This window comes from Natronospirillum sp., assembly GCF_022565775.1.
In the GTDB taxonomy this organism is placed as follows: Bacteria; Pseudomonadota; Gammaproteobacteria; order Pseudomonadales; family Natronospirillaceae; genus Natronospirillum.
Window position 1 is genome coordinate 1 of the sequence record NZ_JAIUMC010000016.1, and the last position, 14134, is coordinate 14134.

The 14134-nt window shown below is 59.9% G+C and carries 12 protein-coding genes; all 12 read right to left on the reverse strand.

Annotated features, from left to right (window positions below; translation table 11 throughout):
* Window positions 1–115: 115 nt before the first annotated feature.
* A complete protein-coding gene (gene gltX / locus LAT62_RS05435) occupies window positions 116–1612 on the reverse strand; it encodes a glutamate--tRNA ligase (protein ID WP_293380136.1) in 1497 nt (498 codons plus the stop codon).
* Between the two features lie 81 nt (window positions 1613–1693).
* Window positions 1694–3319 carry a diguanylate cyclase gene (locus LAT62_RS05440; RefSeq protein WP_293380139.1) on the reverse strand — a complete coding sequence of 542 codons (1626 nt, stop codon included), beginning with the start codon at window positions 3317–3319 and terminating at the stop codon, window positions 1694–1696.
* A gap of 3 nt (window positions 3320–3322) precedes the next feature.
* The gene (locus tag LAT62_RS05445; protein ID WP_293380142.1) at window positions 3323–5365 is read right to left on the reverse strand and encodes a DUF3488 and transglutaminase-like domain-containing protein; all 2043 of its coding nucleotides are present in this window, start codon (window positions 5363–5365) and stop codon (window positions 3323–3325) included.
* Window positions 5362–6351 carry a DUF58 domain-containing protein gene (locus tag LAT62_RS05450; RefSeq protein ID WP_293380145.1) on the reverse strand — a complete coding sequence of 330 codons (990 nt, stop codon included), beginning with the start codon at window positions 6349–6351 and terminating at the stop codon, window positions 5362–5364. Before LAT62_RS05450 ends, LAT62_RS05445 begins: the two co-directional genes overlap by 4 nt.
* Window position 6352: 1 nt before the next feature.
* The gene (locus LAT62_RS05455) at window positions 6353–7258 is read right to left on the reverse strand and encodes a MoxR family ATPase (RefSeq protein WP_293380148.1); all 906 of its coding nucleotides are present in this window, start codon (window positions 7256–7258) and stop codon (window positions 6353–6355) included.
* A 31-nt stretch (window positions 7259–7289) separates the two neighbouring features.
* Window positions 7290–8468, reverse strand: coding sequence for an O-succinylhomoserine sulfhydrylase (locus tag LAT62_RS05460; protein ID WP_293380151.1), 1179 nt, complete (start codon window positions 8466–8468; stop codon window positions 7290–7292).
* Between the two features lie 52 nt (window positions 8469–8520).
* The gene (purF, locus tag LAT62_RS05465; protein WP_293380154.1) at window positions 8521–10038 is read right to left on the reverse strand and encodes an amidophosphoribosyltransferase; all 1518 of its coding nucleotides are present in this window, start codon (window positions 10036–10038) and stop codon (window positions 8521–8523) included.
* A gap of 82 nt (window positions 10039–10120) precedes the next feature.
* Window positions 10121–10609, reverse strand: coding sequence for a CvpA family protein (locus LAT62_RS05470; protein WP_293380157.1), 489 nt, complete (start codon window positions 10607–10609; stop codon window positions 10121–10123).
* A 25-nt stretch (window positions 10610–10634) separates the two neighbouring features.
* Window positions 10635–11168: an SPOR domain-containing protein gene (locus LAT62_RS05475; RefSeq protein ID WP_293380160.1), complete on the reverse strand. Its 534-nt coding sequence runs from the start codon at window positions 11166–11168 to the stop codon at window positions 10635–10637.
* A gap of 1 nt (window position 11169) precedes the next feature.
* Complete coding sequence (locus tag LAT62_RS05480) at window positions 11170–12423, reverse strand: folylpolyglutamate synthase/dihydrofolate synthase family protein (protein ID WP_293380163.1); 1254 nt, start codon at window positions 12421–12423, stop codon at window positions 11170–11172.
* A complete protein-coding gene (gene accD / locus LAT62_RS05485; protein WP_293380166.1) occupies window positions 12413–13276 on the reverse strand; it encodes an acetyl-CoA carboxylase, carboxyltransferase subunit beta in 864 nt (287 codons plus the stop codon). The genes LAT62_RS05480 and accD overlap by 11 nt, the downstream gene beginning before the upstream one ends.
* Before the next feature lie 43 nt (window positions 13277–13319).
* Window positions 13320–14132 (reverse strand): tryptophan synthase subunit alpha, encoded by an 813-nt coding sequence (trpA, locus tag LAT62_RS05490; RefSeq protein WP_293380169.1) that lies wholly within the window; start codon window positions 14130–14132, stop codon window positions 13320–13322.
* Window positions 14133–14134 lie beyond the last annotated feature (2 nt).

Genomic DNA, 14134 nt, shown 5'->3' on the forward strand with positions numbered 1-14134 from the left:
CCGGGACCAGTGAGCGGCGGAAACAAGGCACCACTGTTTGCGGCCTGTTGCCCGGTCCCCGATGTGCCTGGCGTGAGTCTTGCCGGGAGCAGGAAGCTACCCGACAAGACCCTACTCAGTCGAGAAAGGTGCCGATCTCGGAAAATTCCTTTTCCAGCGCCTTGAGCTGCTTCTTGGAATAGCCGCCCAGCACCTCGATGGCATGGCGCAGGCGCGCCCGCACCATGTCGGGGCCGAGGATGGCCATGGCTTCCAGCACGGATACCGAACGTGGCGAACCGGTGACCGAGACAAACATTGGGAACAGCACATCCTTGAGCTTCAGGCCCAGGTGCTCGCCGACCGCCTTCACGTCGGCCATGATGTGCTCCTTGTCCCAATGGCGCTGGGTTTCCAGCTTCCACAGGCTGAGCTGCAGAATCTTCAGGATCGTGTCGGCATCCAGCTTCTTGTGCTCGAAATCGGCTGCTTCAATATCCGGCATGCCAGCAAAGAAGAAAGCCGCCAGCGGTGCGACGTCGCTCAGGCGCTCTACCCGCTCGCGCACCAGTGGCAAAAACTGCATGATGTAATCCCGATTGTAGGACCAGTCCATCAGGCGCTGAGCAAATTCCTCGTCGCTCAGACTTTCGCGCAGATAGCGGCCGTTCAGCCAGTCCAGCTTCTCGGTATCGAATACCGGGCCACCCAGTGATACCCGGCTGATATCGAAATTGTCGACCATCTCCTGGACGGTGAATTTTTCTTCGCCGTCGGGCATTGTCCAGCCCATCATGCCCAGATAGTTGACCAGGGCTTCCGGCAAGATGCCCAGACGGTAGTAGTAATCGATGGAGGTCGGATTCTTGCGCTTCGACAGCTTGGACTTGTCGGCATTGCGCAGCAGCGGCATGTGGAAGAACTCAGGAGCCTCCCAGCCGAAATATCGGTACAGCAGAATATGTTTCGGCGTGGACGAAATCCACTCTTCACCGCGGATCACATGGGTAATGCCCATCAGATGGTCATCCACCACATTGGCCAGATGATAGCTGGGCAGACCATCGGATTTGAGCAGCACCTGCATGTCGACCTGCTTCCACTCGATCTCGATAGGATCACGCAGCATGTCACGCACTTCACAGGCGCCTTCGCGCGGCACATCCATGCGCACCACGGATTTCTCGCCCTGCGCCAATCGCTCGGTCACTTCAGCTTTGCTCAGACCCTTGCAACGGCCGTCATAGCCCGGAGGCTGGCCGTTCAGACGCTGCTCGCGGCGCATGCTGTCCAGTCGCTCGGCGGTGCAGAAACAATGGAAGGCATGGCCCTTGTCGACCAGTTCATCGGCATACTCGCGATAGATCTCGGAGCGCTCGCTCTGCCGGTAGGGGCCGGCCTCGCCGCCCACATCCGGACCTTCATCCCAGTCCAGCCCCAGCCAGCGCAGAGCCTTGAGAATGGCCTCTTCAGACTCACGCGTGCTGCGCGCCTGGTCAGTGTCTTCAATACGCAATATGAAGTCGCCACCCTGACTCTTGGCGAAGGCACGATTGAACAGGGCAATATAGGCGGTGCCGACGTGCGGGTCACCGGTGGGTGAAGGCGCTACGCGGGTGCGGACTCTGGCCATGGATCCTCTCTGGTTGTCAGGTGGTGTGGGTTACCGAGGCCGGCATTATATAGACAACCGAAGACGGGCAAAAGTGGCCTGCTACTGATCGCCGTCGGGCGCCAGCGAAAGACGGGCCCTGCCATCAGCCTTGGCCTGGTAAAGCGCCTGGTCAGCCCGGCCCGACAGGTCAGTCAGTGACTCTTCGGTCTGCAGTTGCGCCAGGCCGGCACTGAACGTACAGGTAATGAACTGGCGGATGTCATCGTTTTCAACGGCGTGGCGGACATCACTGAAGGCATCCAGCAGTTCCTGTATCACCTGACTGGCGGCCTCAACAGTGGTGTCCGGCATGATGATGGCGAACTCTTCGCCGCCATAGCGGCCGATGATATCGGTTTTACGCAGGCGCTGACGCAGCAGCAGGGACAGGTTCTTGAGTATGCGGTCGCCGGCACCGTGACCCCAGGTATCATTGACCGATTTGAAACGATCCAGGTCGATCATGATAAAGGTCAGTGGCTGATCCTGGCGTTCGGCCCGCACGACTTCCTGCTGCAGGCGCTGAAACAGGTGCGTGTGGTCGAACAGGCCGGTCAGGGCATCCCGCTCCATCCAGAACCGCATGGCCCGGTTGCGCTTGCAGCGGTGTTGCACGGTTGCCGTCAATACGGACGGGTGCACCGGCTTGGTCAGAAAGTCATCGCCACCTTCGGCCAGCGCTGCCATCTGCTTGGCCATGTCTTCCTCGGCCGACAAAAATACAATGGGCAAACGGTCATACTGGGGCTGCTGTCGCATGACGGTAGCCAGTTCAACGCCGGTGCAGCGCGGCATGTACATATCCATCAGAATCAGGTCGGGCTGGAAGTCGTCAATGGTCTGCAGCAGCGCCATGGGTTCATTCAAAACCTCGGCGATGATGCCTACCCCATTGAGCACCTGAGCGCTATGCTGCGCCTGGGTTTTGGAATCATCCACGATCAGCACGCGATACAATTCCGGAATGACGGTGCGGGTTTCCCGCTCCAGACGTTCCACGACCCGCAACAGGCCACCCTCGGCATCCAGAAAGGCCTTGCCGCCAAGCCGCATGGCCTGCAGGCGGGTGTCCATGTCCGGTGGTTCCTGCTGATAGAAGATGACCGGCAGGGGTACCGAGCCCTCTTGCTGGATTTCTTCTGCCAAGGCAAAGCCTTCGCGTTCACCTCTGAAATGACAATCCATCAGTATCGCTGCCGGACGCCGGCGCGCTCTGGCTTCCTGCAGGGCTTCAAGAGTCAGCGTGAGTTCCGAGGCAATACCGAAAGACTCAAGCTGGTGCTGCAGGTCGGCCGCCAGCGTTTCATCTTCAATGGCGATGTAGACTTCCTGCTGCATGAAGGCCGATGCCCCCGGCCACTCCCGGTCTGAGTGGCGCAGTGCCTGCTGACCGATGGCACTGATCTGATCAGCCAACTGACTCAGCAGGCTGCTTTGTGGAGGTCGCTCGGCGCGACAGGCAGTCAGATCCTGCAATAGCTGGGCGGCGGCGTCCCCCAACGCTTCGCGATTGTAGCGCCGCGCTGATTTTTCAAGCCGCTCTGCCCGGCTGACCAGCAGTTCATACCAGGCACGATGCCAGCCCTGACGCTGCAACTGATACCACTGATCGACCACACTGCGGGCGTCACCGACAACACGACGACCGAAATGGCTCTGCAGCTCTCTGACTTTACTCTTGTCCATCACCTACCCTGTATCGGAGGCCTTTTGGCGCCGTAATCTCTGCCAGCTCTTGCGGGCCCGCCGACGGCACTCTGCCTGGTGCTCGGGTGGGCCATATTGCGCAGCAAGGCAATCTGCAGCAAATTCTCTCAATTCAGCAGCAAAATCAGGTGCTCGACCCTCCAGCCGGTCCGCCCACAAGGTCAGGCCTTCATTGGCTGGCAGATCAGGCCAGTGGCGACGGCAATGTCGGCGCGCCAGCAGTTCAAATCGTGACCAACCCCAGAATTTGCCATAACGCTGAAACAGTTGGATACCATACCATATGCTGAACAGTGCTATTACAAGTAAACCGGCATAGCGTACAAAGTCAATCGGAGACCAGTGCCCGAACCAGCGATCCAGCAAGGACGCCTGATCATCAGCATCAAAATTCAGCACCCAGCGCTGCCACTGGTATTGCGCATTGTCCCACTGCCAATAGAGGCGCTGCAGCCAGCCGGGCGCACTGGCATCACCCCAGCCGGCGCCCGACAAAGATTCTTCGTCATCGCCCAGCGCATCGGACAGGGAGCCGGTCAGTCGATCAGGGGCCACGACAGCGGTCGGATCATAGCGCACCCAGCCCTGCTCTTCGGTCCACAGTTCAACCCAGGCATGAGCCTCGCGGGCACGCACCACCAGATAGTTGTTGTCCTCGTTCCATTGCCCGCCAAGATAGCCGGTTACCACGCGTGCCGGGATATCGACACTGCGCAGCATGAGCACCATGGCCTCGGCATAGTGGGCACAAAAGCCAGTCTGCCGCGAAAACAGGAATTCATCGATGCCGTCGGGCCCCTCGTAGACGCCCGGTCGCAGACTGTAGCTGAAGCCAGACTCGGCGAAAAAACGCATGATGCGGTCTGCCATATCGAGTTCTCTGCCGACGTCTGCAAACCATTCTGCGGCCTGTTCGCGCAAGCGGGGGTTGCCCTCTTCAGGCAGTTGCAGGGCCGCATCTCGCGTCTGTTCACTCAGCTCGGATGGATTTTCCACCCGGGCCGCTGCCTGCGCGGTGAACCCGGTGGGACGGCGCAACTGCTCGCGCCATACCAGTCGGTTGTCGCGCGCCCACTGTGCATCGGCACTCTGATAACCGGTCAGGTTTTCCAGGGTGGCCACCCAGGGTTGCCAGGTGGGTGACAGCACCACCTCATAGTTCCAGAGCTCTGTTCCCGGCTGCGCCACCGGCAGCTCTGGCCGCTGCAACAACTGATCAGATAGGGGGCTGCGACTCGGCCACTGGCGCCAGCGCTCCCCGTCAAAGTGAGTGAGTGTCATGGCGCGCCAGTACAATGCAGACTGAGACGGTCTGTCGCCATCAAATCGGGCGCGGAAAATCAGCTCATTGCTTTCCACCAGTTCGGAAATGGAGCCGGTACTCATGCTGTCCGACAAACCGGTGCGCGCCTGATCCGACATGGTCGGCATCTGCCAGATCGGCGGCAGGCGGGGAAAGGCCACAAACAGCAGCAGCATGAACGGTACGGCCATCAGCACTGCTCGGGCACTGTTGCGCCAGGCCCCTGCCAGGCTGATGCCATTGGGGGCATGCAGTCGCAGCAGGGCCGCCAGAGCAACCGAGCCGCCCAGAAATACATACAAGGTGTAGAAGATGCCCTGATCGAGCAGCAACAAGGCGGCCAGCACAAAGAACGCCAGCATGCTGACCAGCCAGGCATCCCGATAGGTCTGCATTTCCAGCAATTTCAGCGCCACCCCGATGAAGGACAGGGCGACATAGAAATCCAGTGCACCGGGATTGAGCCCACTGCCCAGCAGCAGCGCCGGCAGTGCCAGAACCAGGGTCCAGCGAACGGCCCGGCCCGGCGGGTGCCAGCGCCCCCGAATAACCTGCCACTGCCAGGCACCCGTCAGTAACGGTACAGCGGCAAGCCAGCCAGGCAACATCAGTACAATGGGTAGAATCAGCATCAGCTGGACAACCAGCAGCATCATCAGGACGCGCTGCCACTGTGGCGCGGTCAATTGCGGACCACTGCGCAGGAAGCGAGCTTCGGTCATGGTCGGCCCTCCTGATCACGAACGCTTCCGGGTGGCCCAGTCAGGGCCAGAGCATCCAGCCCCTGAACCTTCTGTGTTGCCCCCTGCCCGGGGGGTAACCAGCTGTCATGCAGCCGCAACGACCAGTCCTCGGCGGCGTTTTCACTGGCGAGCAACCAGTAGGTCAATTGCTCCAGCCCCCGCTCCAGCGGCAACTCGGCGACCTGGCGGATATCCAGTTGCCGGGTATCACCACTGCGTCGCGGCGGCGCCTTGACCACCAGCACCCCGCGCCGGGCATAGTGCCGCCAGAGAACACGGCGCAACGGATCACCGGCCGCATAATCGCGAACATCATCCAGCGCGTCCGGGTCGGTGCGCTGTGGGGTTCGTGGCCGCAAAGGTTCGGCGTCAGCCGATATCCGATCCAGTCCATGATCTACCGGCGCTGGCCAGGCCAGGCCGCTCTGGTCAGGCGACCAGTAAGTCCAGGCCGTAATCCAGCCAAAAGGGAAGCGGGTTTCCAGTCGCATCCGGGGCGCCGCCTGCAGTCCTCGGATCAGTGCCGTGCGACGCAACTGCAGAGGGCACTGGGTTCCGGCCGGCAACTCGTCCAGCATCCTCTCAGGCTGTTCATCACCGGATACCAGCAGACCATAGCGCGGACGCCGGGTATGCAGGTGTACCGTGTGTTGCATTGGCTCTCCGACAAAGGCCGAGTCACTGTGCCCAACATGCAGGGTGAGACCGGACAGGTTTAGGTAGGTCAGGTGGATCGACAGGACAAAGAGTGCAATCAGCCAAAAGGCCAGTGCCAGGACGAGATTGTTCTGATAATTGGTGCCCATGACAAACAGCACCACCACCAGCACCAGCATGCCCAGTCCGTAACGATTGGGAATAATGAAAATCTGCCGCTGACCCAGGCTGACCTCACGTTGGGGCGGGGTTCGGGATCGAATCCAGCGCTCCAGTGTGGCCTCGACCGCGTCATGCAGAATGCCCACGTCAGCCTCCGATCGGTGTATCTGCCAGAATCTGCTCTGCCACTCGCTGTCCGTCATTGCCCTGACGGGTCTGCAGTCGATGGCGGGCCACCGGCACAAAGACCTGTTGCAGGTCATCAGGTTGCACATAGTCCCGACGGGCCATCAACGCCCAGGCCTGGGCGACTCGAGTCAGGCCCAGCGCAGCACGCGGTGAAAGGCCAAGCCGCACATCGGGGTGCTCGCGGGTTTCACGGACCAAATGCTGCAGATAGTCGAGCAACGGGGCACTGAGATGCACCTCCATGGCCTGTCGGCGCAGGTCCTGCAGCACCTCTGCGGAAAGGATGGGCTGCAGATCGTCATAATGCACCTGACTCGCCTGACCCGCGAGCAGCTCACGTTCCACCTCGGCATCCGGGTAGCCCATGCTCATGGAGATCAGAAACCGGTCCAGTTGGGATTCGGGGAGCGCGTGGGTGCCGGCCATATCCATGGGGTTCTGCGTCGCCATCACCAGAAACGGCTGCGGCAACAGATAGGCTTCGCCTTCAAGGCTGACCTGCTCCTCTTCCATGGCCTCGAGCAGGGCGGACTGAGCTTTGGGGGATGCCCGATTCAGCTCGTCTGCCAACAGCACCTGAGCAAAGATCGGCCCTTTGACGACGGAAAAGCTGCGTGTCTCCGGACTGTAGACGGCGCCACCCAGGATGTCCGCAGGCACCAGATCCGAAGTAAACTGGATACGGCGATAGGTCAGGCCCAGCACGCGGGCAAGGGTCTGACTGAGCGTGGTTTTGCCCACCCCGGGGACATCCTCGATCAACAGGTGGCCTCCGGCGAGAGCGCTCGCCAGAGCCAGTTTCAGTTGATGGGGCTTGCCGCGGACCCGTCGGGCGGCTTCACTGAGGGTACGATCAATACTCAAACTTCACTCCTGTCCAGGCGGACCGGAGAACTCAGAGAGTGTCCAGGCCGCGAGCCAGATCCTGTTGAATGTCGACCGGATCTTCGAGGCCTACAGCCACGCGAATCAGGCCGGGTTCGATTCCCGCCAGTGCCTTGTCTTCATCAGACAGGCGACCGTGGGTGGTAGTCCCCGGATGGGTAATGGTTGTCTTAGCATCACCCAGATTGGCAGTGATGGAAAGGAACTCTGTCGCATCTATGACCTTCCAGGCATTCTCCTGACCACCCCGCACGACAAAGGACAGCACACCACCAAAGCCAGACTGCTGCTTACGAGCCAAATCGTGACCCGGATGCTCTGGCAACCCGCAATAGTGCACTTTTTCTACTGCCGGATGCTGTTGCAGCCAGGCCGCAATCTGACCGGCATGATCACTGTGGGCACGCATGCGCAGGGCCAGGGTCTCCAGACCTTTCTGGAAAATCCAGGCATTGAACGGGCTCATGGTGGGCCCGGCCGAGCGCAAAAAACCGACCACTTCGTCAATCTGCTCAGCACGTCCGCAGACGGCACCGCCCATGGCCCTGCCCTGCCCATCGATAAACTTGGTGGCCGAGTGAATGACCAGATCAGCACCGAATTCCGCAGGTCGTTGCAAGGCCGGCGTACAGAAGCAGTTGTCTATGGCCAACCAGGCCTCATGCTGATGAGCGATACCGGCCAGCGCTGCAATATCCACAACGTCATTGAGCGGATTGGAGGGTGTCTCTGCGAACAACAGGCGAGTGCGAGAGGTCATGGCCGCAGCCCAGGCCTCCAGATCTGTCAGGTCGACATAGGTCACATCAACGCCGAACTTGCTCAGATACTTGTTGAACAGCACCATCGTCGAGCCGAAAATATTGCGTGATGCAACGATATGATCACCCGACTGCAGCAGGGCCATGCAGGTGCTCAGAATCGCCGCCATGCCGGAGCTTGTGCCTACAGCGGCTTCGGTGCTTTCCATCAGCGCCAGGCGTTGTTCAAAAGTGGTGACGGTCGGGTTGGTATAGCGGGCATAGACGTTGCCCGCTTCCTCGCCGGAAAACCGGGCTGCCGCCTGCGCCGCCGAATCAAACACGAAGCTGGAGGTCAGATACAGCGCTTCCGAATGCTCGCCCTGTGGCGAACGAGGCACCCCGGCTCTGATGGCTGCCGTTGCCTGACCCTTGTCCTGCCATTTCATAATTCGCTCCCCTGCTGCCTGCCTTGGGGCAGGCCCGCTACTTCATCAGCGGTCAGTAATCATTGTGCAGGTCAATCAGACCGGAGTCATCCACCGGGTCCCTGTTCTGCCTGGCCTTGTCGTTGCGACGCTCTTCCAGCCTGGACAGGTAAGCCTCGTCAATATCGCCCGTCACATAGTCGCCGTTGAAGACCGAACACTCGAATTGACGCACATCGGACTTGCTGGTCTGGGTGGCCTGGATCAGATCATCGATATCCTGATAGATCAAGCGGTCGGCACCTATGGCTGTTTCCACCTCGCTGTCAGTGCGACCGGCTGCAATCAGTTCGGTCACTGCCGGCATGTCGATACCGTAGACATTGGGATGTCGTATGGCCGGGGCTGCCGAGGCAAAATAAACCTTGCGCGCTCCGGCATCACGGGCCATTTCTATAATCTGCTCGCAGGTGGTACCGCGCACTATGGAGTCATCGACCAGCAGTACATTCTTGCCCATGAACTCCAGCCCGATGGGGTTCAGTTTCTGCTTGACCGATTTCCGCCGCTGCTGCTGGCCCGGCATGATGAAGGTGCGCCCGATGTACCGGTTCTTGATGAAGCCCTCGCGGAATTTGACCCCCAGTTCATTGGCCAGTTCAAGGGCCGACGTGCGACTGGTGTCGGGGATGGGGATCACCACATCTATGTCATGGTCAGGCCATTCGCGCTTGATCTTGCGCGCCATGACTTCGCCCATGCGCAATCGTGCCTTGTACACCGAGATGCCGTCAATGATGGAATCAGGGCGGGCAAAATAGACGAATTCGAAAATACAGGGCGCCAACACCTGGCTGGGCACACACTGGTGACGATGCAAATCCCCCTGCTTGTCCACATAGATGGCTTCACCAGGCTGCACATCGTCGATCATCTCGAAACCGCCGGCATCCAGGGCGACGCTTTCCGAGGCGACCATATACTCCACACGACCGTCAGCCAGGGTGCGCTTGCCGAATACCGCCGGGCGAATACCATAAGGATCGCGAAAGGCCAGCATGCCATGTCCGGAAATAAGCGCCACGGCGGCATAGGCGCCGCGACACCGCTGGTGCAGCCCCTTGACGGCAGCAAAGATATCGTCTGGGGTCGGCTTGAGCTTGCCCCGCTTTTGCAGTTCGTGCGCCAGCGCATTCAGCAGCACCTCGGAATCGGACGTGGTGTTGATATGCCGCAGGTCACTCTTGAACAGGCTGGGTGCCAGTTCGTCGGCATTGGTCAGGTTGCCGTTGTGGGCCAGCACAATGCCGTAGGGGGAATTGACATAGAAAGGCTGGCTCTCAGAAGAGCTTGAATTGCCGGCCGTTGGATAACGCACGTGACCGATACCCTTGTCGCCCGTCAGGCGCTGCATATGACGGGTATGGAAAACATCGCGTACCAGGCCGTTTGATTTGCGCAGATAGAACTTGCCATGCTCTTCGGTCACGATGCCGGCTGCATCCTGTCCGCGATGCTGAAGGACAGTCATCGCATCATAGAGAGACTGGTTAACCGGGCCATACCCGTAGATTCCGACAATGCCGCACATACTATGATTACTCCGGACGTGGCTTCTGGGCAGCTTCGAACACGTCAGCACCTATGGTGCCTAAAGCGATTCCAACCGCACCCTACCGTCTGATATCAAAAACGCGCTCTGAGGCGCTGTGTACATGGCCGCCGGCCCAGTTGACCAGCGGCTCAAGCCAGGGCACCAATACGGACCCCTGCCAGGTGCCATCCAGGGCAAAAAGCCGGGCTATGGCCAGCAATGCAATGACGATGATGACGCCCCGCAGCAGGCCGAACACAATACCCAGCGTTCGATCCAGACCGGACAATCCAGTCATGCGGACCAGTTCGCCGATCAAGTGGTTCACCATGGCCCCCACGATCAGGGTCAGAATGAACAACAATGCAAATGCCGCAGCCAGTCGCCAGCTCTCGGTGGCAATCAGGCCGACCATCAAGCCGGCCAGGCGCTCGCTGAATATCACTGCAATAACCAGAGCGGCCACCCAGGTCGCCAGGCTCAGCAGTTCTTTGACAAAGCCTCTTTTCAGGCTGATCAGGGCCGACAAGACAACGACGACCACTATGATCCAGTCCACTACCACCATGTCGCTGTTCCAGCCCGTTCCTCAATCATGGTTGAAAGCGTACCACGAGCGCCGGCGTATCGAACTCTTCCGACAGGTCATCCTTGCGAGCCTGCACAGCCGAGTAGTCCGTATCCGGCCCGACCATCACCTGGGTGAGTGTGCTGCCGTCTGACAGCAAACTCTCCTTGGTATAGGCCTCATAGCCCGCCTCGCGCAGTCGCTCCAGCAGTCGCCTGGCATTTGTGGCATCGCGAAAGCTGCCCATCTGCACGCTCCAGGCCTGAATCTGTCCTGACTCATCTACCGCATAGGGTACATCGGTCTCGGGCGCCGGCACCTCGTCTGCGTCATCCACCGGGGGCGCCGGAGCCAGAATTTCTTCCGCCTGTTCCGGGCGCGGCCGCTCCCTGTCCTCACCCATGACGGGCGTTTCACTCAGCACCGGGGCGTCAGGGATGTCGGTTATCCGGGCCTCGGGAAGACGTCCCTGCCCGGAAAACAGTACCGGCAACAACAGCAGCAACAAGACACCCAGCACCAGCGCACCGATCAGTCTTTTTTTGATGGCTGTAGTCATGTCATCCCGTAGTCAAGAATTCGAGTGCGGCAGATACTGTATAGAAAGAACCGCATATCAACACCGGTCGCCCGGTTTCCGATGCTTTCTGCAGAGCATCTACCACCCCGGAGCAACACACTGCGTTCGGCAGACCAGCGCGCTCCTGCAGGCTCGGCGCAGTCAGTGCACGACTGCCGGCCTCCAGCCCAATCAGGTACCAGCGCGGGTCCAAAAGCGCGAGCGATTGTACTACACCGGGCGCGTCCTTGTCGCCGAGCATGCCCAAAATTATCGTCCATTGACGGGCGTGCCGATGCAAGCGCTGGGCGACCCAGCTTGCGGCCTGTGGGTTGTGAGCAACATCCAGCCACAGGTCCAGGCCTTGCCATGACAGGCGTTGCAGACGGCCCGGCATGGACGCTCGGGCAAATACCGATGTCACGGTAGCCAGATCAGCCGATTGACCCAACAGATGCAGGATTTGCAGCGCCAGATGGGCTGACGGCAAGGGCAGTACAGGCTCGGGCAGTCGTTCACCTGCCAATGGGTGCGGATGCTGTGGTGTCCAGGTGCCATCTGCGGCCAGCTCAGGCGGCTCGAACAGATGCGGGTCGGCACCCAGGTCATCCGCCACCTGCAGCAATGTGCCCCTGGCCTCTCGAGCGCCAATGACAAGTGGTTTTCCAGGCCGCGCTATGCCCGCTTTCTCGCGTGCAATGGCCTCGACGGTATCCCCCAGCCAATCGGTATGGTCCAGTCCTATCGTGGTCACCACGGCGCAGTCTGTCGGCAGCAGATTCACCGCATCCAGACGCCCGCCAAGCCCGACTTCCAGCACTGCAAAATCGATTTCGGCACGGGAGAAGAGTTCAAAAGCGGCCAGCGTGGTGAATTCAAAATAGGTCAGCGATATCGAGCCGCGTGCCTGCTCGACACGCACCAGGGCGGCGACCAGATCAGCGTCCGATACCGGATCACCGGAAAGGACGATACGCTCATTGAAGTGCAGGAAATGGGGGGAGGTGTAGAGGCCCACCTGGTGTCCGTGGGCCTGCAGCAGCTGTGCCGTCAGAGTTGCCGTCGAGCCTTTGCCGTTGGTGCCGGCAACCGTCACTATTCGGGTCTGCTCAAGACTCGCGCCCATCCTGTTCCAGACCGCACGCACCCGATCCAGACCCAGATCTATATCGGTCGGGTGCAGAGCCTCCAGTCGTTTCAGCCAGGCCGAGAGTGGTTGCGGCCGGGCCGGGTCAGACCAGGCTTCAGGCGGCATCCAGATGCATCATCTTGCGCAGCTGCCGGGCAATGACCGGACGCAGGTCCTGACGCGCCACCACCATGTCCAGAGCACCATGCTCGAGCAGAAATTCGCTGCGCTGGAAGCCTTCCGGCAAGGTTTGGCGAACCGTTTGCTCGATAACTCGCGGGCCGGCAAAACCGATGCGGGCTGCAGGCTCGGCCATATTGATGTCACCCAGCATGGCCAGGCTCGCGGATACGCCACCGTAGCAGGGATCAACCATGCAGGAGATGAACGGCAGGCGTTCCTGTTTCATTTTCTCGATCGCTGCAGACGTCTTGGCCATCTGCATCAGAGAAAACAGGGCTTCCTGCATGCGCGCACCACCCGACGTAGGGAAGCAAACCAGCGGCAGTCTGTGTTCCAGACAGACATTGACGGCGCGCACAAACTTTTCACCGACAACCGAGCCCATCGACCCGCCCATGAACGGGAAGTCGAACGCCGCTACAACAACCGGCACCTGCTCGACGGTGCCCTTCACGGTTTTCAGTGCATCCTTCTCGCCTGTCGCTTTCTGCGCGGCGGACAGGCGGTCGCGATACCGCTTCGAATCCTTGAATTTGAGCCGATCGACCGGCTCGACATCGGCGGCGATTTCAACCCGCCCGTCAGCATCCAGAAAATAGTCGATACGCCGTGAACCGGACAACGTCATGTGGTGCTCGCACTTGGGGCACACATTCAGATTCTTTTCCAGTTCCGGCCGGTAGAGTACCGCACCGCAATTGTCGCATTTGTCCCAGATACCTTCCGGCACATTCGCCTTGCTTCGGGTTTCCGACCGAATAATGGAAGGGACCAGTTTGTCCAGCCAGCTGCTCATGGATCACTCCTGTCTGTTCCGGGTGGCGTCATGATAACGCAGATTATGCGGCATCCATACCTTTACGCATATCCGAGACCAGCGCAGACACTTGTGATGAAATTTCAACAGCAGTGTCTCCCTGGCCCGAGCGCGCTATGATGTTGACCAGCGCAGACCCGACAATGACACCGTCAGCGACCCGACTGACCGCCGCTGCATCGTCGGCAGTCTTGATACCGAAGCCGACCGCAATCGGCAGATCGGTGGCACGACGCAGACGATCGACATGACGCTTCACGTCGGTCACGTCCAGCGTATTGGCGCCCGTCACACCCTTGATCGAAACATAATAGACATAGCCACTGCTGTGGCGGCAGATTTCCGCAGCCCGCTGGTCCGATGTGGTCGGCGTGAGCAGGAAGATGGTATCCAGATTCTGCTCGTGCAGCATGGCGGTCAAGGTTTCGCACTCTTCCGGTGGCAGGTCAACGACCAGGACACCGTCTACTCCGGCCTGCACAGACGAAGAAACAAAGGTCTCATAGCCCATGTACTCGATCGGGTTCATATACCCCATCAGCACGACCGGAGTCTTGTTGTCATGAGACCGGAAGCGCTCGACCAGCGCCAGCACGTCGCGCAGACCCACGTTGTGCAACAGTGCCCGCTCATAGGCGAGTTGAATGGTGGGGCCATCAGCCATTGGGTCGGAAAACGGCACGCCCAGTTCAATGATATCCGCACCGGCGGCCACCAGGTCGTGCATCAGTTGCAGCGTGGTGTCCAGATCAGGATCCCCGGCGGTAATGTACGGAATCAAGGCCTTGCGGCCTGCAGCCTTCAACTCGGCCAGGGTATTCTGCAATCGACTCATCT

Excerpts from the sequence above, each read along its gene's own strand:
- gltX (WP_293380136.1), bottom strand. The coding sequence starts at position 1,612 with ATGGCCAGAGTCCGCACCCGCGTAGCGCCTTCACCCACCGGTGACCCG.
- LAT62_RS05440 (WP_293380139.1), bottom strand. The coding sequence starts at position 3,319 with ATGGACAAGAGTAAAGTCAGAGAGCTGCAGAGCCATTTCGGTCGTCGT.
- LAT62_RS05445 (WP_293380142.1), bottom strand. The coding sequence starts at position 5,365 with ATGACCGAAGCTCGCTTCCTGCGCAGTGGTCCGCAATTGACCGCGCCA.
- LAT62_RS05460 (WP_293380151.1), bottom strand. The coding sequence starts at position 8,468 with ATGAAATGGCAGGACAAGGGTCAGGCAACGGCAGCCATCAGAGCCGGG.
- purF (WP_293380154.1), bottom strand. The coding sequence starts at position 10,038 with ATGTGCGGCATTGTCGGAATCTACGGGTATGGCCCGGTTAACCAGTCT.
- LAT62_RS05470 (WP_293380157.1), bottom strand. The coding sequence starts at position 10,609 with ATGGTGGTAGTGGACTGGATCATAGTGGTCGTCGTTGTCTTGTCGGCC.
- LAT62_RS05475 (WP_293380160.1), bottom strand. The coding sequence starts at position 11,168 with ATGACTACAGCCATCAAAAAAAGACTGATCGGTGCGCTGGTGCTGGGT.
- LAT62_RS05480 (WP_293380163.1), bottom strand. The coding sequence starts at position 12,423 with ATGCCGCCTGAAGCCTGGTCTGACCCGGCCCGGCCGCAACCACTCTCG.
- accD (WP_293380166.1), bottom strand. The coding sequence starts at position 13,276 with ATGAGCAGCTGGCTGGACAAACTGGTCCCTTCCATTATTCGGTCGGAA.
- trpA (WP_293380169.1), bottom strand. The coding sequence starts at position 14,132 with ATGAGTCGATTGCAGAATACCCTGGCCGAGTTGAAGGCTGCAGGCCGC.